This window comes from Achromobacter sp. UBA2119, from assembly GCF_002331005.1.
Lineage (GTDB): Bacteria > Pseudomonadota > Gammaproteobacteria > Burkholderiales > Burkholderiaceae_B > Achromobacter > Achromobacter animicus.
The window spans coordinates 721,781-742,298 of the sequence record NZ_DCYD01000009.1; the positions used below are offsets into that span (position 1 = coordinate 721,781).

Annotated in this window: 20 protein-coding genes and 3 tRNA genes; 10 read left to right on the top strand and 13 right to left on the bottom strand. The window is 63.2% G+C overall.

The window, feature by feature from the left end; translation table 11 throughout:
* Positions 1-23: 23 nt before the first annotated feature.
* The 3 genes from B3098_RS08505 to B3098_RS08515 form a co-directional block, all read right to left on the bottom strand.
* A complete protein-coding gene (locus tag B3098_RS08505) occupies positions 24-581 on the bottom strand; it encodes a GNAT family N-acetyltransferase (protein WP_175123153.1) in 558 nt (185 codons plus the stop codon).
* A 101-nt stretch (positions 582-682) separates the two neighbouring features.
* Positions 683-1,063, bottom strand: coding sequence for a hypothetical protein (locus B3098_RS08510; protein WP_286894484.1), 381 nt, complete (start codon positions 1,061-1,063; stop codon positions 683-685).
* A 248-nt stretch (positions 1,064-1,311) separates the two neighbouring features.
* Positions 1,312-1,911, bottom strand: coding sequence for a GNAT family N-acetyltransferase (locus tag B3098_RS08515; RefSeq protein WP_218344901.1), 600 nt, complete (start codon positions 1,909-1,911; stop codon positions 1,312-1,314).
* Between the two features lie 132 nt (positions 1,912-2,043).
* On the opposite strand from B3098_RS08515, the gene B3098_RS08520 reads away from it, so the two are divergent.
* Both B3098_RS08520 and B3098_RS08525 read left to right on the top strand, forming a co-directional pair.
* Positions 2,044-4,791, top strand: a complete 2,748-nt coding sequence (locus B3098_RS08520; RefSeq protein ID WP_286894486.1) for a M16 family metallopeptidase — start codon at positions 2,044-2,046, stop codon at positions 4,789-4,791.
* Positions 4,792-5,079: 288 nt separating this feature from the next.
* Positions 5,080-5,469, top strand: coding sequence for a DUF4148 domain-containing protein (locus B3098_RS08525; RefSeq protein WP_279974832.1), 390 nt, complete (start codon positions 5,080-5,082; stop codon positions 5,467-5,469).
* Here the strand turns inward: B3098_RS08525 and B3098_RS08530 are convergent.
* Entirely contained in the window at positions 5,459-5,809 is a 351-nt protein-coding gene (locus B3098_RS08530) for a hypothetical protein (protein WP_286894487.1), read from the bottom strand. The genes B3098_RS08525 and B3098_RS08530 overlap by 11 nt on opposite strands.
* A gap of 629 nt (positions 5,810-6,438) precedes the next feature.
* Between B3098_RS08530 and B3098_RS08535 the strand changes: the two genes are divergently transcribed.
* A complete protein-coding gene (locus B3098_RS08535; RefSeq protein WP_286894488.1) occupies positions 6,439-6,840 on the top strand; it encodes a DUF4148 domain-containing protein in 402 nt (133 codons plus the stop codon).
* Between the two features lie 135 nt (positions 6,841-6,975).
* Here B3098_RS08535 and dnaJ read toward each other — a convergent pair whose 3' ends face one another.
* The 7 genes from dnaJ to hrcA form a co-directional block, all read right to left on the bottom strand.
* Positions 6,976-8,106 carry a molecular chaperone DnaJ gene (gene dnaJ / locus B3098_RS08540; protein WP_175123159.1) on the bottom strand — a complete coding sequence of 377 codons (1,131 nt, stop codon included), beginning with the start codon at positions 8,104-8,106 and terminating at the stop codon, positions 6,976-6,978.
* 109 nt (positions 8,107-8,215) lie between these two features.
* The gene (gene dnaK / locus B3098_RS08545) at positions 8,216-10,141 is read right to left on the bottom strand and encodes a molecular chaperone DnaK (RefSeq protein ID WP_286894489.1); all 1,926 of its coding nucleotides are present in this window, start codon (positions 10,139-10,141) and stop codon (positions 8,216-8,218) included.
* An 84-nt stretch (positions 10,142-10,225) separates the two neighbouring features.
* A complete protein-coding gene (locus B3098_RS08550) occupies positions 10,226-10,630 on the bottom strand; it encodes a thioredoxin family protein (RefSeq protein ID WP_175184126.1) in 405 nt (134 codons plus the stop codon).
* Between the two features lie 14 nt (positions 10,631-10,644).
* The gene (gene grpE / locus B3098_RS08555; RefSeq protein ID WP_175123162.1) at positions 10,645-11,202 is read right to left on the bottom strand and encodes a nucleotide exchange factor GrpE; all 558 of its coding nucleotides are present in this window, start codon (positions 11,200-11,202) and stop codon (positions 10,645-10,647) included.
* 126 nt (positions 11,203-11,328) lie between these two features.
* Entirely contained in the window at positions 11,329-11,565 is a 237-nt protein-coding gene (locus tag B3098_RS08560) for a hypothetical protein (RefSeq protein WP_175123163.1), read from the bottom strand.
* Positions 11,555-12,670, bottom strand: coding sequence for a ferrochelatase (gene hemH, locus B3098_RS08565; RefSeq protein ID WP_286894493.1), 1,116 nt, complete (start codon positions 12,668-12,670; stop codon positions 11,555-11,557). Before hemH ends, B3098_RS08560 begins: the two co-directional genes overlap by 11 nt.
* Before the next feature lie 45 nt (positions 12,671-12,715).
* Positions 12,716-13,720, bottom strand: coding sequence for a heat-inducible transcriptional repressor HrcA (hrcA, locus tag B3098_RS08570; RefSeq protein WP_062840377.1), 1,005 nt, complete (start codon positions 13,718-13,720; stop codon positions 12,716-12,718).
* Positions 13,721-13,861: 141 nt separating this feature from the next.
* Between hrcA and B3098_RS08575 the strand changes: the two genes are divergently transcribed.
* Positions 13,862-14,761 (top strand): NAD kinase, encoded by a 900-nt coding sequence (locus B3098_RS08575; protein WP_105237577.1) that lies wholly within the window; start codon positions 13,862-13,864, stop codon positions 14,759-14,761.
* Between the two features lie 13 nt (positions 14,762-14,774).
* Positions 14,775-16,436, top strand: coding sequence for a DNA repair protein RecN (gene recN / locus B3098_RS08580; protein ID WP_286894498.1), 1,662 nt, complete (start codon positions 14,775-14,777; stop codon positions 16,434-16,436).
* Between the two features lie 136 nt (positions 16,437-16,572).
* Here recN and fur read toward each other — a convergent pair whose 3' ends face one another.
* Positions 16,573-16,992: a ferric iron uptake transcriptional regulator gene (gene fur / locus B3098_RS08585; RefSeq protein ID WP_056321269.1), complete on the bottom strand. Its 420-nt coding sequence runs from the start codon at positions 16,990-16,992 to the stop codon at positions 16,573-16,575.
* Positions 16,993-17,146: 154 nt separating this feature from the next.
* Between fur and B3098_RS08590 the strand changes: the two genes are divergently transcribed.
* Both B3098_RS08590 and dapB read left to right on the top strand, forming a co-directional pair.
* Positions 17,147-17,683: an outer membrane protein assembly factor BamE gene (locus tag B3098_RS08590; RefSeq protein ID WP_175137203.1), complete on the top strand. Its 537-nt coding sequence runs from the start codon at positions 17,147-17,149 to the stop codon at positions 17,681-17,683.
* Positions 17,684-17,700: 17 nt separating this feature from the next.
* A complete protein-coding gene (gene dapB / locus B3098_RS08595) occupies positions 17,701-18,492 on the top strand; it encodes a 4-hydroxy-tetrahydrodipicolinate reductase (protein WP_175123167.1) in 792 nt (263 codons plus the stop codon).
* A 168-nt stretch (positions 18,493-18,660) separates the two neighbouring features.
* On the opposite strand, the gene murB is transcribed toward dapB, so the two are convergent.
* Complete coding sequence (gene murB / locus B3098_RS08600; protein ID WP_286894502.1) at positions 18,661-19,704, bottom strand: UDP-N-acetylmuramate dehydrogenase; 1,044 nt, start codon at positions 19,702-19,704, stop codon at positions 18,661-18,663.
* 204 nt (positions 19,705-19,908) lie between these two features.
* Here murB and B3098_RS08605 point away from each other — a divergent pair.
* The 3 genes from B3098_RS08605 (at position 19,909) to B3098_RS08615 (ending at position 20,505) form a co-directional block, all read left to right on the top strand.
* Positions 19,909-19,984: transfer RNA gene (locus B3098_RS08605), tRNA-Gly, on the top strand.
* Between the two features lie 224 nt (positions 19,985-20,208).
* Positions 20,209-20,284: transfer RNA gene (locus tag B3098_RS08610), tRNA-Gly, on the top strand.
* Between the two features lie 145 nt (positions 20,285-20,429).
* Positions 20,430-20,505 (top strand) — tRNA-Gly (locus B3098_RS08615).
* The last annotated feature ends 13 nt before the right edge of the window (positions 20,506-20,518 follow it).

The window sequence follows — 20,518 nt, forward strand, 5'->3', positions numbered from 1 at the left end:
TGCTGCCGCCGCGGTTGGCGCTGTCAGCCGTCGACGGGGTTGTCGGGCGTGTCCAGCGTCAACTGATAGAACGCCAGATCGAGCCAGCGTCCAAACTTGAAGCCGGCCTGGCGGATCGTGCCGGCATGTACAAACCCCAGCTTTTCATGCAAGCGGATGCTGCCCTGGTTCGAGGCGTCGATGCCACCGACCAGCACGTGCACGCCATTGGCGCGCGCTCGCTCGATCAGGATGGCCATCATGGCTTCGCCCAGACCGCGGCCGCGAAAGCGCCCGTCCACGTACACGGAATGCTCAACCGAATACTTGAAGGCGGGAAACGCGCGGAACGTGCCGTAGCTGGCAAACGCCATCAACTCGCCGTCCGCATTCTCAAGCCCCACGACGGGGAAGCCGCCTTGCTGCTTGGTCTTGAACCATCCGTCCATCGCTTCGCGCGGCCGCGGCTTGTAGTCGTACAGCGCGGTGGAAGTCGCGATGGCGTCGTTGAAGATGGCCAGGATCTGGTCGGCATGGCGCTCGTGCGTGCAGTCAACCAGCGTGGCGCCCTGCGGGGCGCGGAATTCGGCGGGCGTTTTCATGGCGGGAATTTTAGCGATGGCGCCGCCTGCCGGTATCAAACGGACGAAAAAAAACCGGCGATGACGCCGGTTCAGTGAAACGTTGCCGCTTCTGGCCACTCTCAGGCGGCGCGGCTCTCCACAGATCGATGCGCGCTTGTACTCATGTGGCGCAAACCGGGGCATTGCCGCCACGACAATTCGTCGGCGTCCATGTCCAGGTCGAACAAATCTTGCGCGGCGGGCCACGGATGGGAGCGCGCGGTGGCGCCCTCCATTTCAAGCACATGGCCGGCAAATCCGCGAGGCGATCCACCGCACTCCGCGAAATACCGCTGCGTACTCAGATCCACCACATAGGTGGTCATGTCATGGGTCAGTATGGCCACGTATTGGCCGTCATCACTGGCATAAGCGTACTGAAACTGTCCTTTGATGCCATCGCCGTTAAGGGCGCTGCCAGTCAGCTGGGACAAGGCACGCGTGACGATTTCGGTCAGCATGGGTCGTTCCTCCGTAGAATGCGCCGGCAGGATGCCAGCGGCGAAGGCGCGAACGACAAGCACCGGCGCCGCGCTGAGGCAGCGTCTGGCGTTGGACGGGAAGCCGGTAAGACGGCCGTCGCGCATCCCGTCAGCAACAGTGAATGCGTCCTTGAAAGCTTACACCCGCGACGGGAAGTGGTTCAAATCGCCTGGGAGCGCTGAACTGCTGCATCGCAACATCAACACTGGCGCGGCTTGGCGGAGCATCAAGCCGCCGCAAAGATGGCGCCGTCGTTGGCGCCGCCCGCCTCCCGACGCCGCCGCCATGCTTCACGTCCAAGCCGGTAAAGCACATGCGCACGCAGCGGGTGTCCCGCCGGCACGGCCGGATGGTCAAAGCATTCGGGTTCGGCGGCCATGCCCAGACGGTCCATCACGGCGCGTGAGCGCACGTTGTCCGTAGCCGTGAAGGCAACGATTTCTTCCGCGCCCACCTGTTCAAAGCCGACCCGCAATGCGGCATCAGCCGCTTCGCTGGCGTAGCCCCGTCCCCAGAACGGTTGCGCGAGACGCCAGCCGATCTCCACGCCAGGCGCAAAAGGCAGCGTGGGCGCCAGCGGCTTGATGCCGACGAAGCCGATGAAGGGCGCGACGCCCGGCGCCTCCACGGCCCAGAAGCCCCAGCCGTGCTCGTCAATGCCGGCGGCCAGCCTGTCGGCCAGGGCATCGCTTTCCTGGGGCGTCATCGGCAACAGGAACTGCGTCACCTGCGGGTCAGCATTCAGGGCGGCGAAAGGCTTGCGGTCCGCCGCGCGCCATTGCCGCAGCACGAGGCGGGGCGTTTCGACTTCGATGTTCAGGGACATATCAGCTTCCTCAGCATGGCGGCCGGCGATGGCAGTCCTGCGATGGCGGCGAAGGCGCCCTTTCTGCCCGCCTGAACCATTGCCAACGTATACACTCCAACGGATTCTGCCATGCCAAAGGAATAGTCCGCCATGCGCTTGTCCCTGTCGAAGCTGCCGCGCCCGCTAGGCGTGCTGCTGTTTTCCTCCTTCCTGGCCTTTCAGGCCGGAGCCGCCAGCCTGCCGGCCGGCGTCACGGAGGCCGCCTCGATCGAAGGCATCACCGAATACCGACTGGCCAATGGCCTGCGGGTGCTCCTGGTACCCGACGAATCCAAGCCGTCCACCACGGTCAACATGACGTACCTGGTGGGCTCGCGCAACGAAAACTACGGCCAGACCGGCATGGCGCACCTGTTGGAGCACATGCTGTTCAAGGGCACGTCGACCACCCGCAACGCGATGGGCGAGTTCTCCCGCCGCGGATTGCAGGCCAATGGCTCGACGTCCAGCGACCGCACCAATTACTTCGCCAGCTTCGCGGCCAACCCCGAGACGCTGAAGTGGTACCTCGGCTGGCAGGCCGATGCGATGGTCAATTCGCTGATCGCCAAGGAAGACCTGGACTCGGAAATGACCGTGGTCCGCAACGAGATGGAAAGCGGCGAGAACAACCCGTTCCGCATCCTGATGCAGAAGATGCAGGCTGCCGCCTACCAGTGGCACAGCTACGGCAAAACCACGATCGGCGCGCGCTCCGACGTCGAGAACGTGGATATCGGCCAGCTGCGCGCCTTCTATCACGAGTATTACCAGCCGGACAACGCCGTGCTGATCGTGGCGGGCAAGTTCGACCCGCAGACGACGCTGGCGGATATCGAGGCCACGCTGGGCAAGCTGCCCAAGCCCGACCGCAAGCTGCCGCCGGAATACACGGTGGAACCGACGCAGGACGGCGAGCGCTCTGTGACGCTGCGCCGCACCGGCGGCACGCCGCTGGTCGCGGCGATGTATCACATCCCGGCCGGCGGCAGCGCGGACTTCGTGCCGTTCGACCTGGCGACCACGATCCTGGCGGACACCCCGTCGGGCCGCCTGTACCATGCCCTGGTGCCGACCAAGCTGGCCTCGGGCGTGTTCGGTTTCACGATGGAAAACCTGGACCCGGGACTGGCGATGTTCGCCGCGCAACTGACGCCGGGCAAGGATCTGGACGCCGCCATGAAGGCGATGACGGGCACGCTGGAGACGCTCGACAAGAAGCCCTTCACGGAGCAGGAACTGGACCGCGCGCGCAGCAAGTGGCTGACGTCGTGGGAACAGACGTATAGCGATCCGGAACAGGTGGGCGTGGCGCTGTCCGAAGCGATCGCCGCGGGCGACTGGCGCCTGTTCTTCCTGCAACGCGACCGCGCGCGCAAGGCAACGCTGGCCGAGGTGCAAAAGGCCGCGACGACCTATCTGGTGCAGAGCAACCGCATCGAGGGCCGCTACATTCCGACCGAGAAGCCGGTGCGTGCGCCGCAGACGGAACGCGTGGACCTCACGGCGGTGTTCAAGGACTACAAGGGCGATCCGGACTTCAAGGCTGCGTCGGCGTTCGATCCCTCGCCGGCCAACATCGACAAGCTGACGCAACGCACGACGCTTGATCTGCCGAATGGTCCGGTGAAACTGGCGCTGCTGCCCAAGGCGACGCGCGGCAGCCGTGTGCAGGCGCAGATGCTGATCCAGTTCGGCAACGAGAAGGACCTGCTGGGCCAGCGCGTCAATTCCAGCGCGGCGGCGGACCTGCTGCTGCGCGGCACGGACAAGCTGTCGCGCCAGGATATCCAGGACCGTCTGGACAAACTGCAGGCTGAACTTGGCTTTACCGGCGGCGGCACGACGCTGAAGGTGGCGATGTCGACCAAGGGCGAGAATCTGCCTGAATTGACGGCGCTGGCGCTGGAAATCATCCGCAACGCCAGCTTCCCGAAGGAGCAGGTCGAGGAATATCAACGCCAACTTGAAACCTCGATCCAGAATGCGATGACGGAACCGTCGGCGCTGGCCGGCCGCGCGCTGGCGCGCCACGACAATCCGTGGCCTGCGGACGATCTGCGTTATGTGCCGACGTTCGAAGAGTCGCTGGCTAGCGTGCGCGGCCTGAACCGCGAGGCGCTGGCAACGTTCCACGCCAAGTTCTACGGCGCTGGCGATATCGAGTTCTCGGCGGTGGGCGATTTCGAGCCGGCAGCGGTGGAAAAGTCGCTGCGCACGGGACTGGCCGGATGGAAGAAGGCGCCAGCCTACACCCGCGTGCCGAACCCGTACCGCGACGTGCCGGCCAAGCAGTTCGATATCGATACGCCGGACAAGGCCAACGCGTTCTACCTGTCGCGCATGCCGCTGAAGGTGCAGGACACGGACGCGGACTATCCGGCGCTGTACCTGGCCAATTACCTGTTCGGCGCATCGGAAACGTCGCGCTTGTGGAACCGGGTGCGCGAGACGGAAGGCCTGTCGTATAACGTGCGCAGCTCGCTGTCGGTGTCGGCGTTTGAACCGACCGCAAGCTGGAGCATTTACGCGATCTACGCGCCGCAGAATCGCGAGCGGCTGGAGAAGGCGATCAACGAGGAACTGGCGCGAGTGCTGAAGGACGGTTTCTCGGAGAAGGAAATCACGGAGGGTATTACGGCGCTGCTGAACTACCGGAATCTGGCTCGGGCGCAGGACGACGTGTTGGCAAGCACGTGGCTGGATTACCTGGAGCGCGGGCGTACGTTTGCGTGGTCTGCAGAAATGGACAAGAAGATTTCCGCCTTGACGCCGGAGACGGTGAACGCGGCGCTGCGCAAGTATGTGCGTCCGGACGGGTTCAGCACGGCGCTGGCGGGGGATTTCAAGAAGCCCTGATGCACCCTATGTTTGGAAAAGCCCCTGCCTCGGCAGGGGCTTTTTTTTGCATAGTGTGTGGGCTGTTGCGGTTTGATGATTTTGGGATTGGGCTTGACCATTCCATCTATGGGGCCAATTCTTTCGGTCTGGCCTATTACTCGGTTATTTGGAAAGATGTTTTCAGGGATTAAGGGTTTATCCCAGGTGGGAAGGCGCGCACAATTCAGTCCATCGGGAACAGCAAACGAACCACGACGGAGCGCCGCCGGATTCGGTCCCTCTTTACGACGAATTGGAGGTCTCACCATGAAAACCCTAGCAACCACCCTTTTCCTATCCCTGGCCCTGGCCGGTTTCGGCGCACAAGCCGCCGGCGTCGAGCAAGCAAAGAGCAGCGCCCAAGTGGCGACGGAACTGCAAGCAGCGAAGGCAAGCGGCCAGTACACGTTCGGCGAGCTGGACTATCCGCCCGCCCTGCCCCAGAAGACCAGCCTGAGCTCGCAGGAAGTGCAAGCCGAGCTTCAGCAAGCCAAGGTCAGCGGTCAATACACGTTCGGCGAATTGCAGTATCCGCCGGTCGTCGCAACGTCGGGCAGCGCGAAGTCGCGGGCCGACGTCCAGCAGGAACTGGCGCAAGCGAAGGCCAGCGGTCAATACACGTTCGGCGAGCTCGAGTACCCGCCGATCAGCCGGTGAGCTGCTTGCTGTAGCCCGGCCGGCCTCGGGTGGCATCATGGCCTGAGGCCGGTATTTTCGGTGTACAGCGGCGGTTGAAGTAGCAGTAGCAGTAGTCGTTGAAGTCAGCAGTTGAAGTTGAAGTCAGCAGTTGAAGTGCAGTTCGCAGTTGCAGTTCGCAGTTGCAGTTCGCAGTTGCAGTTTGCAGTTGAAGTTGCAGTTCGCAGTTGAAGTTTGCAGTTGAAGTTTGCAGTTGAAGTTTGCAGTTGAAGTTCGCAGTTGAAGTTGCAGTGGTAGTAGCGAAGAGGCCGTGGCGATTGTCGCGGTCTCTTTTTTTCGTCGGGACTTGCTGGGCTGCCATTGGGGTTCTTTAGCGCCTGGCGCGGCCACGGCACTCGGCGCGCGGGGCCACGATTGCGGTCCGGAGCCTTCGCTCCGGACTTCCCCTGCCTCATCCTCGTCACCGCCTTCGGCGGTTCCTTCGGATTCCGTTGGGCTTATCGACGCCCCGCGCGCCGAGTGCCGCGGCCACACCAGGCTCGCCGTGTCGAACGGCCTCGGACGCTGGGACGGGCGGATTTCTTGGCGTTTTGGCGACGAGCTTTCGCCTGTGGAGGATCTTGCGGGGCCCGCGTTGCATCGGCCGCGCGGGCGGCCTTGCAACGCTTACGCGATGCGTTGCGTCAGCGGGGGTGCGCTGCGCGCTGGTGGGGAGCCCTGGGCAGAAGTGTGCGTTGCCCGCTGGTGGAGAGTCCTAGGCAGAAGTGTGCGATGCGCGCGATGGTGGAGAGTTCCGGGCAGAAGTGTGCGTTGCGCGCTGGTGGAGAGCTTAGGGCAGCGCTGCGTTACGCCCCTAATGGAGCGCCTGGTGTAGCACCTGCATGCAGGCTATGCATTGCATGCTGGCGAAAGCTTCCTGGACTGCGTATTCCCGCATATGCGTAATTTTTAGAAGCCCTTCGATATCTCGCCAATTTGGAAGGTGGTTTCATGCCGTTCGGGTTCATGCCGGGATTTGGCGTGCTGCATCTGGCCATCGAGATCATCAGATGGACCACGACGATGGGCCGCCGGACTCGGTTTCACTTAAGCAATCTGGAGGTCTCACTCATGAAAATCCTGGCCACGACGCTGTTTGTTTCCCTGGCCCTGGCAGGCGCCGGCGCTCACGCAGCTGGCGTTGAACAATCCAAGTCCCGTTCCCAGGTGGCGGCCGAATTGCAGGAAGCCAAGGTCAGCGGCCAATACACGTTTGGCGAGCAGGACTATCCGGCGGCACAGCCCAGCACCTCCAACCTGACCGAGCAGGACGTGCGCGTCCAGCTTGAGCGCGCCAAGGCTAACGGCGAGTACACGTTCGGCGAACTCGACTACCCGCCGAGCACCCGCTAAGGGGCTCGCGGTTCTGCGTGATCCCGCAGCACTGTCCCTGACGCGCCAAGCATTGTTGGCGACCAAACGAAAAAAAGCCGCGACTCTCGTCGCGGCTTTTTGCGCTGAGCGGCAGCGCGTTTAGCTGAAGACTGATCAGCTGAAGAATTCCTTGACGCGGTCCGTCCAGGATTTGCTTTGCGGCGAGTGGCGATCGCCACCGTCGTTAAGCGAAGCCTCGAATTGGCGCAGGATGTTCTTTTGGTCGTCGCTCAGGCGGACGGGCGTTTCCACCACGACGTGGCAGTACAGGTCGCCCGGGTAGCTGCCGCGCACGCCGCGAATGCCCTTGCCGCGCAGGCGGAAGGTTTTGCCGGATTGCGTGCCTTCGGGGATGGAGATCTCGGCCTTGCCGCCCAGCGTGGGGACCTGGAGTTCGCCGCCCAGTGCCGCCGTGGTGAACGGGATGGTCAGTTCGCAGTGCAGGTCGTCGCCGTCGCGCTGGAAGATCTTGTGCTGCTTGATGTGGATTTCCACATACAGGTCGCCGGGAGGACCGCCGTTGATGCCGGGTTCGCCATTGCCGCTGGAGCGGATGCGCATGCCGTCGTCGATGCCGGCCGGAATCTTGACCTGGAGGGTCTTGTTGCGGCGAATGCGGCCGACGCCGTCGCAGGCCTGGCAGGGGTCGGTGATTTCCTTGCCGTTGCCGTGGCAGGTGGGGCAGGTCTGCTGGACGCTGAAGAAGCCCTGCTGCATACGCACGGCACCCGAGCCGCCGCAGGTGCGGCAGGTCTTGGGCGAGGTGCCAGGCTTGGCGCCGGAGCCGTGGCAGGTGTCGCAGTTTTCCCAGCTGGGGACGCGGATTTCGGTGTCGAAACCGGCTGCCGCTTGTTCCAGGGTGATTTCCAGCGCGTACTTGAGGTCGGCGCCGCGATAGACCTGGGGGCCGCCGCCGCGACGGCCGCCGCCGGCGCCGCCGAAGATCTCGCCGAAGATGTCGCCGAACGCGTCGGCGAAACCGCCGCCCATGCCCGCGCCGCCCATGCCGGCGGCGTTGGGGTCGACGCCTGCATGACCGTAGCGGTCGTATGCGGCGCGTTTTTGGTCATCGCCCAGGACCTCGTAGGCTTCCTTGGCTTCCTTGAACTTCTCTTCGGCTTCTTTGCTGTCCGGATTACGGTCCGGATGGTATTTCATGGCCAGCTTTCGATAGGCCTTCTTGAGATCGTCGTCCGAGGCGTTTTTTGCCACGCCCAGGATTTCGTAATAGTCGCGTTTTGCCATGATCCGTGGGCTCGAAACCGAGCCTTCTTTTCAGTGCTACAGAATGAGTACGCCCGGTAGGCGGATTTCTCCGGCTACCGGGCGGCAGAGGCAGGTCAGTGCCCGGCCATTATTGGTCGCGCTTGACTTCCTTGAAGTCGGCGTCGACGACGTTGTCGTCCACCGGCTTCGCGTTGTCGGCCGCTTGCTGCTGGCCGGCGGCTTGCTGCGCCTGCATGTCGGCGTACATCTTTTCGCCCAGCTTCTGCGAAGCCGTGGACAGGGCTTCGACCTTGGCGTCGATCGCGGCCTTGTCGCCTTCCTTCAGCATTTCTTCCAGGTCCTTGATGGCGGCCTCGATGCTTTCCTTCTCGGCAGCTTCGAGCTTGTCGCCGTACTCGGTCAACGACTTGCGGGTGGCATGCACCAGCGCGTCGGCCTGGTTACGCGACTGAGCCAGTTCGGCGACGCGGTGATCTTCCTCGGCGTTGGCCTCGGCATCCTTGACCATGCGCTGGATCTCGTCTTCCGACAGACCCGAGTTGGCCTTGATGGTGATCTTGTTTTCCTTGCCGGTGCCCTTGTCCTTGGCGGACACGTGCAGAATGCCGTTGGCGTCGATGTCGAACGTGACTTCGATCTGCGGCATGCCGCGCGGCGACGGCGGGATCCCTTCAAGGTTGAACTCGCCCAGGGCCTTGTTGCCCGCAGCGATTTCGCGCTCGCCCTGGAAGACCTTGATCGTCACGGCCGGCTGGTTGTCGTCGGCCGTCGAGAACGTCTGCGAGAACCGGGTCGGGATCGTGGTGTTCTTCTGGATCATCTTGGTCATGACGCCACCCAGGGTTTCGATACCCAGGGACAGCGGCGTAACGTCCAGCAGCAGCACGTCCTTGCGGTCGCCCGACAGCACGGAGCCCTGGATGGCGGCACCAGCGGCGACGGCTTCATCGGGGTTCACATCCTTGCGCGGATCCTTGCCGAAGAATTCCTTCACCTTTTCCTGGACCTTGGGCATGCGGGTCATGCCGCCGACCAGAATCACGTCGTCGATGTCGGAAACCTTGACGCCGGCGTCCTTGATGGCGACGCGGCAGGGCTCGATCGTGCGTTCGATCAGTTCTTCGACCAGCGCTTCCAGCTTGGCGCGCGTGATCTTCAGGTTCAGGTGCTTAGGACCGGAAGCATCGGCCGTGATGTACGGCAGGTTGATTTCGGTCTGCTGCGCGGACGACAGTTCGATCTTGGCCTTTTCAGCGGCTTCCTTCAGGCGTTGCAGCGCCAGCACGTCCTTGGACAGGTCAACGCCTTGTTCCTTCTTGAACTCGGCAATGATGTAGTCGATGATGCGCTGGTCGAAGTCTTCGCCGCCCAGGAAGGTATCGCCGTTGGTCGACAGCACTTCGAATTGCTTTTCGCCGTCCACATCGGCGATTTCGATGATGGACACGTCGAACGTGCCGCCACCCAGGTCATAGACGGCGATCTTGCGGTCGCCCTTTTCGGTCTTGTCCAGGCCGAACGCCAGCGCCGCAGCGGTGGGTTCGTTGATGATGCGCTTGACTTCCAGGCCCGCGATGCGGCCGGCGTCCTTGGTGGCCTGGCGCTGGCTGTCGTTGAAGTACGCGGGCACGGTGATGACGGCCTCGGTCACTTCTTCGCCCAGGTAGTCCTCGGCGGTCTTCTTCATCTTGCGCAGCACGTCGGCCGACACTTGGGGAGGCGCCATCTTCTTGCCGCGCACTTCAACCCAGGCGTCGCCGTTGTCGGCTTTGACGATGGCGTAGGGCATCAGATTGATGTCCTTTTGCACGGCTTTTTCTTCGAACTTGCGACCGATCAGGCGCTTCACTGCGTACAGCGTGTTGCGCGGGTTGGTCACGGCCTGACGCTTGGCAGGCGCGCCGACCAGGGTCTCGCCGTCATCCATGTAGGCAACGATGGAGGGAGTGGTGCGAGCACCTTCCGCGTTTTCGATGATCTTGACCTGCCCGCCGTCCATGACAGCCACGCAGCTGTTGGTCGTTCCCAGGTCAATGCCAATAATCTTGCTCATGGTGGGTTACCTTGATTATTAAATCTATGAAAATTTGGGGAAAACTGCTTGTCTCCCCGTAACTGGGGCTGCCCGTGGGGTTTTTCAAGACGCCGGGCTGGAAATTTCCGGGCCCGGGTCCTGCAGGCGCTGGATTGCCGCAGTGAACTGGGGCAATCCGGGCCAGCCGGTGATGCGCCCAAGGCGCTTGCCGGACCGGTACAGCACAAAAGTGGGGACGCCATGCAACGAAAACCGGCGGCCCAGCGGTTCATCCGCGTAGACGTCGGCTTCAAACCATGTAAGGCCTAGCCCCAGCAGCGTTTCCTGATGCAGCAGCGCCGCCTGCTTGAACAGGTTGCAGTTGTAGCAATCCTGGCCCCACAGGAAGACACAGCGCAGGTCGGCGCCGGGCGCTTGCACCACGGCCGCGTCGAATCCCGCGGTGTCGACATGTCGCATGCCGAACACCTGGAATACCTGGGCCGGGTCGAAGCGCGGGTCGGTCATGGCGGAAAGGCGGTTCAGCCCTGGCCAGCCGAGACGACCACGAGCGCGGGGCGCAGGGTGCGGTCGGCGATCACATAGCCCTTCTGCAGCAATTGCACCACCGTGTTGGCGGGCTGTTCATGCGGAATGGACGAAATGGCCTGGTGCTGGTGCGGATCGAATTTGTCGCCCTGCGCCGGCGCGATTTCCTTGAGCAGGTTGCGCTCGAAGGCGGCAGCCAGCTGCTTGAGGGTGACTTCGACGCCTTCGCGCAGGGTTTCGACCGTCTGATCGGGCTGGGCCAGGGCAGCTTCCAGGCTGTCCTTGACCGGAACCAGGCTTTCGGCAAACGATTCGATGCCGAACTTGCGCGCCTTAGACACTTCTTCCTGAGCGCGGCGGCGCACGTTCTCGGCTTCGGCTTGCACACGCAGAAGCTGGTCGTGCTGCTCGTTGACGGTAGCCTGGGCGGCGTCCAGCTGGGCGCGCAACTCGTTCAGCTCGGCCTGCGCGGCGTCCTGGGCGGCGGGTGCCGCATCGGCGTTCTGGCCGACTTCGGGCGCCTGGTCAGCAGGCTCGTGGGGTGCCGTCATGGGGAATCCTCCAAAAAGAATGGCTTTCGGAGACATGAATGGGGGCCAATACCCCTAATTCAAGCCCGGGTAAGCGAAATATTCCCCAGGGCCCGGCACCGCGGCCGGGCGCCCGGCGGCAGTTTTCTACTTTTTGCTTGGCTGCGCGGGAGCGACGGGGTCGCTGGCGGGGAAGCTTTCCTTCAGTGCGCGGTCCACCCGCTTGTCGTCCGCATCTGGATCCGACGGGATCGCGACCGGATCGCTGGCCGGGAAGGTGTCGGCCAGGGCCTCGTCCAGGTCGTGTTCGACGCGATCTTCGTCGACGGGAGTGCTGACTTTGCCCTTCTTGACCGATTCGCCAGTCTTCGGGTCATGGTGCATGCGCCTTCTCCTTCAAGTCTGTGGTGTCTGGAACCCACCCCTGCAAGTATCGTTCCACCAGCCCCGACAACCCCGCGATCCAGGCCGGGTCGTCATTGATGGCAGGAATGTAACGGAACTGCTTGCCACCGGCCTCGAGAAAGGCATCGCGGCATTCCAGGCTGATTTCTTCCAGGGTTTCGAGACAGTCTGCCACAAATCCCGGACACACTACATCGACCTCGGTGACCCCCGATGCGGCTAGTGCCTTGAGGGTCGGTTCGGTGTAGGGCTCCAGCCAGCGGGCGGTGCCGAACCGGCTCTGGAAGGTCACTTCGATCTGGTCGCGGGGCAGCGAAAGTCGCTGGGCCAGGAGCCGGGCCGTTTCCATGCAGTCGCGGTAGTAAGGGTCGCCCAGTTCGATGGAGTAGCGCGGCAGGCCATGAAAGCTCATGACCAACTTCTGCGGCTTGCCGTGTTCGCTCCAGTACCGTTCGATGCGCGCGGCGAGCGGGTCCAGGTAGCCGGGGTCGTCGTGAAACCGCTTGATGAAGCGCATTTCCGGCTGATCGCGCAGTTTGCCCATGTAGCGGGTAACCGCGTCGACGACGGTGGCGGTGGTGCTGGCGGCGTACTGCGGATACAGCGGCACGGTCAGGATGCGCTCGCAGCCCTGCTTGCGCAGGTTGGAGATGGCGTGCGGGATGGAGGGATTGCCATAGCGCATGCCCAGCTCGACTGCGGCATCCACCCCGGCCGCCTGCAGGGCGGCGCGCACGCCGTCGGTCTGCCGCTGGCTGTAGACCATCAGGGGCGAGCCTTCCTTCATCCAGATGCCGCCATAGCGGGGCTCGAGCCGCTTGGGACGGCGCACGAGCACGATGCCGTGCAGGATGGGCTTCCAGAGGTAGCGCGGGATCTCGATGACGCGGGGGTCGGACAGGAATTCGCCCAGGTACTTGCGGATGTCCTTGGCCGTCGGCGTGTCGGGCGTGCCCAGGTTCACCAGCAGCACGCCGACCTTGCCGGGCACGCGCGGCGGCGGATCTTCGTTGAAGGGGTCTTCTTGCTCGGGTTCAGGAAGGTAGCGCTCAGGCCAGAGATACTTGAACAGGCGAAGAAACACAAAAACTCCCCTTCCTCCGCAAGGAGGATGTAGCTTTGAATGGAACTACTGGTTGTGGCTGAGGGCGTTGGACAGCAGGCGCGCCGTGATGTCCACGATGGGTATGACGCGCTCGTAGGCCATGCGGGTCGGACCGATGACGCCCAGCGTGCCCACCACCTTGCCATCCACGCCGTACGGCGCGGTGATGACGGAAACGTCTTCCAGGGGCACCAGTTGCGAATCGCCACCGATGTAGATCTGCACGCCCTGCGCCCGGCTGGAGACATCCAGCAACTGCAGCAGGTCGGTCTTTTTCTCGAACAACGAAAACATCTTGCGCAGCCGGTCCATGTCGGACGCGATGTCGGTCACGTCCAGCAGCTTGCGCTCGCCGGAAATGACCACGGCGTCGCCGTCCTCGGCGGCTTCGGCACTGGCCTCGACGGCGGCCTGCATGAGGCGCGAGATGTCTTCGCGCAACTGGGCCAGCTCGGTCGAGAGCGTCTGGCGCACGGCATTGAACGATTTGCCGGCGAAGTGCATGTTGAAGAAGTTGCCGGCCTCCAGCAGTTCGGATTCGGCGTAATCCCGCTGGACGAAGAGAATGCGGTTCTGGACGTCGCCATCGGGCGTCACGATGATCAACAGGACGCGCTTGTCGGACAGGCGGATGAATTCGATCTGGCGGAACACCTGGGCCCGCTTGGGCGTGAGCACCACGCCCGCGAATTGCGTCAGATTCGACAGCAACGCGGCGGCCGCGTTGACGGCGCGGGTGGGTTCGGCGGCAGAGAGCATTTCGCCCATGTTGTGCGGCTGAAGCTGGTACGACTGTACCGACAGCAGCGAATCGACGAACATGCGGTATCCGCGCGGCGTGGGTACACGGCCGGCGGAAGTATGCGGACTATGGATCAACCCCAGCTCTTCCAGGTCCGCCATGACGTTGCGGATGGTGGCTGGGGACAAGTCGAAGACTTTAGATAGCGTCCGCGAGCCGACTGGCTGCCCATCGGCGATGTAGCGTTCTATCAACGCTTTCAGTAATGCGCGTGCGCGGTCATCCATAGCGGCTATTTTAGGGAATCTTTTTCGGTTGGGGCGATTTTTGTCCCGCAACCCGATATACGGCCCCATATAATCGGCTAATTGACCCATTCTGGGTACATTCAGCTTTACGGTTTTGCCCTTTTTCATTTGTACGCAGCCATGCACTTTCCCACCGTCGCCCTGATCGGCAGATACCAGGACACCGGCCTGGACACACCGCTGAGAGCCCTTGCGCACGCGCTGACGCAAGCGGGCCGGCATGTGTTGATCGACGCGGACACGGCGCGCAATACCGGGCTGACCGAATATCCCATCGCCACGCTCGAGGAAATCGGCAAGACCGCCTCGCTGGCCGTGGTCATGGGCGGCGACGGCACCGTGCTGGGCGCCAGCCGCCATCTCGCGCCTTATGGCATGCCGCTGGTCGGCATCAACCACGGGCGCCTGGGCTTCATCACCGACATCGCCTTGCAGGACGCGCACGCAGCGCTTGCCCGGGTGCTCGAGGGCAGCTTCCAGATCGAAGACCGCATGCTGCTCGAAGGCAGCGTGTGGCGCGGCGATCAAAAGATGTACTCCGCCTCGGCGCTGAACGACGTGGTTCTGAACCGTGCGGGACGCGGCGGCATGATCGAGGTCCGGGTCGAATTGGACGGCGCCTTCATGTATACGCAGCGTGCCGACGGCCTGATAATCGCCACGCCCACCGGGTCCACCGCCTATGCGCTGTCGGCCAACGGCCCCATTCTGCATCCGGGCATGAACGCCATGGTGCTGGTGCCGGTGGCGCCGCAAACGCTGTCGAACCGCCCCATTGTCATCCCGGACACCGGTGTGCTCAACATGACGCTCACTGCCATGGGCCGCGTCGAAGTCGGCGCCAGCGTGCATTTCGACATGCAGACCTGGTCCGACCTGCAACCGGGCGACCGCATCGTCGTGCAGCGCGCGCCCTACACCATCCGATTCGTGCATCCCGAAGGCTACAGCTTCTTCTCCACCCTGCGCCGCAAGCTGCACTGGAACCTGATGCCCGAAGCCTCCGACAACGTAGAGTAGTTAGCGCCCCCACATGCTGCGCACCCTGCACATCCGCGACTTCGTCATCGTCGAACAGACCGAAATCCATTTCGGTCCCGGCTTTACCGTCTTTTCCGGCGAAACCGGCGCCGGCAAATCCATCCTGGTCGATGCGCTGGCCCTCACCCTTGGCGAGCGCGGCGACGCCAGCATGCTGCGCGAAGGCGCGACCCGCGCCGACATCACCGCCGTCTTCGACACCCCCAAGGCCCTGCATGCGTGGCTGGCCGAACGCGAGATCGACGCCGACGACGAACTCTCGCTGCGGCGTGTCATCGATGCGCAAGGCCGCAGCCGCGCTTATATCAACGGCACACCGGCCACCGTGGCGCAGCTGCGCGAACTCGGCGACAGCCTGGTCGACATCCACGGCCAGCACGCGCACCAAAGTCTGATGCGGCCCGATGCCCAGCGCGACCTGCTGGACGCGCACGGCGGCCATGGCGATCTGCGTCAGGCGGTCGGCCAGGCATGGAAGCAATGGCGCGCACTGGCGCGCCAATTGGAATCCGCTGAAAAAGACGCGGAAAGCCTCGCGACAGAACGCGAAAGCCTGCAATGGCGGGTCAATGAACTCGACCAGCTCAACCTCGGGCCGGACGAATGGGAAGCCCTGCAATCCGAGCACACGCGCCTGTCGCATTCGCAATCGCTGCTGGACGGGGCTTCGCAGATCCTTGAAACGCTGGACGGCGAAGGCGACTCCGCGCATCACCGGGTGACGGCTGCAAACCAGCGCCTGCAGCAGATGCTGCGGCACGATCCGGGCCTGAAGGGCGTCCATGACGAACTGGAATCGGCCCGCATCGCCATCAGCGAAGCCGTGTCCGACCTGAACAACTATGTCAGCCGGGTCGAACTTGATCCGAAGCGGCTTGCGGACGTGGAAGCGCGTCTTGGGCTGGTGTTCGAGACCGCCCGCAAGTTCCGCACCGAACCCGACGCGTTGTGCGAATTGCGGGAATCCCTGCATGCAGAGCTGGCGGCCCTGCAGGCCGCCGGCGACATCGACGCGCTGCGCGCCCAGGCGGCTGCGGCGCAGGCGCAATACGACGCAGTCGCCGCCAAGCTGTCGACCGCGCGCCGCAAGGTTGCCAAGGATCTGAGCAAGCAGGTCACCCAGGCCATGCAGACGCTCGCAATGCAGGGCGGCCGCTTCGAACCGGCGCTTACGCCGTCCGCACCCTCCGCGCACGGCAGCGAACAGGTCGAATTTCTGGTCGCCGGCCACGCCGGCACCACCCCGCGGCCGCTGGCCAAGGTCGCGTCGGGCGGCGAACTGTCCCGCATCTCGCTTGCGCTATCGGTTATCGCCAGCCGCGCGGCGCGCGTCCCCACGCTGATCTTCGACGAAGTCGACAGCGGCGTGGGCGGCGCTGTCGCCGAATCCGTCGGCAAGCTGCTGCGCGAGCTGGGTGAACGCCATCAGGTGCTGTGCGTCACCCACCTGCCCCAGGTTGCTGCCTGCGCCAACAACCAGTTCCTGGTCAGCAAGGCCGAATCGCGCGGCACCACGCGCTCCAGCATCGAACCGCTGGACGCCCCAGCCCGCGTCGAGGAAATCGCGCGCATGCTGGGCGGCATGAAGCTCACCGCCACCACCCGGGAACACGCGCGCGAAATGCTGGAAGGCTTCGGGCAGACCGCGCCCTGAGTCTGACCCCGCGTTGGGGCATCCCTCGACCGACGCGCACGCAATGGCCAAATGCAAAAAGCCCCTTCACATCGAAGGGGCTTTGTTTTTCACCTAAGCAGCCGGACGGACCGGCCGCTAGCCTGCCGACCTGGGCTTACCGGCCCTTGAGGCAGCTACCGCAGATGCCGTACAGCACCATCGCATGGCTTTCCAGCGCGAAGGCGTTGTCCTTGGCGATCTTCTGCTGGCGCTTTTCGATCTCGGGATCCGAAAACTCGACAACCTTGCCGCAATTGGTGCAGATCAAGTGGTCGTGGTGGTCGCCGTCGTTTAATTCGAAAACGGCCTTGCCGCTGTCGAATTGGCTGCGCGCCAGGATGCCGGCCTGCTCGAACTGGGTCAGCACGCGGTAGACGGTAGCCAGGCCGATCTCGACGTTTTCGCCGATGAGGGCGCGGTAGACGTCTTCGGCGCTCAGGTGCCGTTCACCCGATTTGCGGAAAATATCAAGAATTTTCAGGCGAGGAAAAGTCGCCTTCAAACCCATGTTTTTCAGTTCGCTTTGGTCGCTCATGGTGTAATCGCTCTCCGTCCGCGTTGGCATGGGCAAGGACTGGGGTCACCGCAAGCCGGCTCGCCGAATTCATGCCGCCTCGCGGAACTATCCTGATGAAACCTTTATGATAACGGTTTTGCTTGCTTCCAAATAATAGGGGCGCGTAGTGTCCATGTTTGCACGTATTCCCTCCCGCTCTCTGAAGACCGGTTTGGCCGTCGCCGCCCTGGCCGTCGCCTTGGCGGGCTGCACCTCAAACAAATGGGGCTTCCCTTACAAAGCTCCGGTCCAGCAGGGTAACTGGATCACGCAGGAACAGGTCGCACTGCTCCAGCCCGGCATGACCCGCGAACAAGTCCGCTTCGCGCTCGGCAGCCCCACGCTCACCAGCGTGCTGCACGCCAACCGCTGGGACTACCCGTATTACTTCAAGCCCGGTTACGGCAACTCGCAAGAGCGCAAGTTCACCGTCTGGTTCGAAAACGACCGCCTCGTGCGCTGGGAAGGCGACAAGCAGCCTGATCTGCAGCCTTACCAGATCAACACGCCGGATGCCGTGGCCGACGAAAAGGCCGACAAGCGTCTGAATCGGGACGAAGAGCGTATCAAGCAAGAGCAGGACGAACAGAAGCGCGACGCCGATGCGCCCGTCAGCCCGCTCAACCAATACCCAGGCCAGCCGGGCAACGCGCCCGAGCCGCTGCTTTAAACCGAAGGACTTTTTTTATGCGTATTGCTATCGCCGGCGCCAACGGCCGCATGGGCCAGATGCTGATCGAAGCCATTCTGAAGGCCGACGGCCTGGAGCTGGCTGTTGCGCTGGACGTTCCGGGCTCCGCTTCGCTGGGCCGCGATGCCGGCGCTCAGCTGGGCAAGCAGACGGGCGTGGCCATCACGGATGATCTGGACGCCCTTGCCGGCGCCGATTGCCTGATCGACTTCACCCGCCCGGAAGGCACGCTCAAGCACCTGGAAGCCTGCGTCAAGCACGGCGTGAAGGCCGTCATCGGCACCACCGGTTTTGACGACAATGGCCGCGCCGCAATCGAAGTCGCTGCGCAAAAGACCGCCATCGTGTTCGCCCCCAACATGAGCGTCGGCGTCAACGCCACGCTCAAGCTGCTGGACATGGCGGCCCGCATCCTGAACGCCGGCTATGACGTCGAAGTGTTTGAAGCGCACCACCGCAACAAGGTCGACGCGCCTTCGGGCACGGCGCTGAAGATGGGCGAAACGATTGCGTCCGCCTGGGACGTCGCCCTGCCCGACGTCGCCACCTGGAGCCGTCACGGCGACACCGGCGTGCGCAAACCCGGCACCATCGGCTTTTCGGTGCTGCGTGGCGGCGACATCGTCGGCGATCACACAGTGTCGTTCTGCGGCATCGGCGAGCGCATCGAAATCACGCACCGCTCGTCCAGCCGGGCCACCTATGCGGAAGGCGCGCTGCGCGCGGCGCGCTTCCTCGACGGCAAGAGCAACGGTCTGTACGACATGCAGTCGGTGCTGGGCCTCTGATCCGGTTCACGGCGCTAAAAATAAAGGACCCCTCGGGGTCCTTTTTTTCATGCCGTGTTCTTGCGGTTCTTTTGGCGCGGCCGGCTAGGTGCGGCTGGCTAGGTGCGGCTGGCTAAGCGCGGCCGGCTAGGTGCGGCTGGCTAAGCGCGGCCAGCCAGGTCTGGCCGGTCACACCACGACGGGTTCCGGCTCCAGCCGCACGCCATAACGGTCAGCCACGGCGTCCTGCACCGCTCGCGCCAGGCCCATGATGTCCTCGGCCGTGGCGCCGCCTCGATTGATCAGCACGAGCGCCTGGCGATCATGCACACCCGCCGCGCCCAACGCCTTGCCCTTCCAGCCGCATTGATCGATCAGCCAGCCGGCGGCCAGCTTGTAGCGGCCATCGGGCTGCGCATACGACACCAGGCCGGGAAAACGCGCCGCCAGCGCTTCACGCTGCGCAGCCGGCACGATCGGATTCTTGAAGAAGCTGCCCGCATTACCCGTGACGGCGGGGTCCGGCAGCTTGGCTCGCCGGATCTCGCAAACCGCCTCGAACACGTCGCGCGCGCGGGGCGCTCCGTGCGACAGCCGCGCATGACGTTGCAGATCGGGATATTCCAGCACGGGCCGCCAGGGGCGCGGCAACGCAAAACGCACGCTTACGATGATCCAGCGGCCAGGTTCATCATGTTTGAACGTGCTGTCGCGGTATGAAAACCTGCACTCGGCCGCCCGCATTTCCACGAAGCGTGCCTCGCGCACATCCCAGGCCGTCAGACTGTGGAACCGCTCCTGCAGCTCGACGCCGTAAGCGCCGATGTTCTGCACCGGCGAGGCGCCGACGGTACCGGGGATCAACGCCAGATTCTCCAGGCCGTCCCATCCCTGCGCCACGCAGGCCGCTACGAATCCGTGCCAGCTCTCGCCGCCCGCGGCTTCGACGATCCATGCGTCCGGCCGCGCCTCCAGCAGACGCACGCCTTCGAACGCGACGCGCGCGACCACGCCCGGCACACGCTCGGGCAACACCACATTGCTGCCGCCGCCCAACACCAGCAGCGATGGCGCCGCTTGCGCGAGCGCCGACAAGGCCGGCAATTGCGCCGGATCGCGCAGCGCGACGAAGGCGTCGGCCCGGGACGCGAGTCCCAGCGTATTCAGACGGGTAAGGTCCTGCACGGCCGGAGACAACGAATCGGACGCGGGTCCGGCGAAGGAATTTGACATGGGTGCTACGTTGTGTGCTATAGTTTCTGTCTTCGCTCAGTTTACTTGATTGAGTGCTTGACCCGATTTGAAGTTCGAATCGAAACCGCCACAGCGGCTCAGGACAAGCTCAAAAAATCGTGCTAGACTGCGCGCCTTCTGATCGATAACCAAGTTGATCAGAGTGAATAAGAAAAGCGGTTCTGAGCAGTTTGCGGAACCAATGCGGGAGTAGCTCAGTTGGTAGAGCGCAACCTTGCCAAGGTTGAGGTCGCGAGTTCGAGACTCGTCTCCCGCTCCAGATTTTGATGTGCAGCTTTTTCAAAGCTACAGATCTTTGAAAGTAAGGGCCGAAAGGCCCTTTTTTCATGCCTGAAAAGCCAGTTCATGCAGCACATGCGAGCCGGCTTGATGGATGAAAAAATTAATGTATACTCTCGCCTCGCTGATTGGACAGCCGCCAGATTCTTGAAGATTCTTCTTGAAGACTCAAGCGCACAGCCAGCGATGAGGGTATTAGCAAATGCGGGAGTAGCTCAGTTGGTAGAGCGCAACCTTGCCAAGGTTGAGGTCGCGAGTTCGAGACTCGTCTCCCGCTCCAGATTTCGGTCTGCCGTGCAAAGACCCTTAAAAGTATGTACAATCGCTGTCTTTGGTGAACAGCCCTGATACCAAAACAGGCATTCATCAAAACAAGCGAAAGCTTGTAGCTTAGTAGTAATAAGCAGGACCCCAGCAGTACCCCCGCGGGAGTAGCTCAGTTGGTAGAGCGCAACCTTGCCAAGGTTGAGGTCGCGAGTTCGAGACTCGTCTCCCGCTCCAAGTTATGATCTAC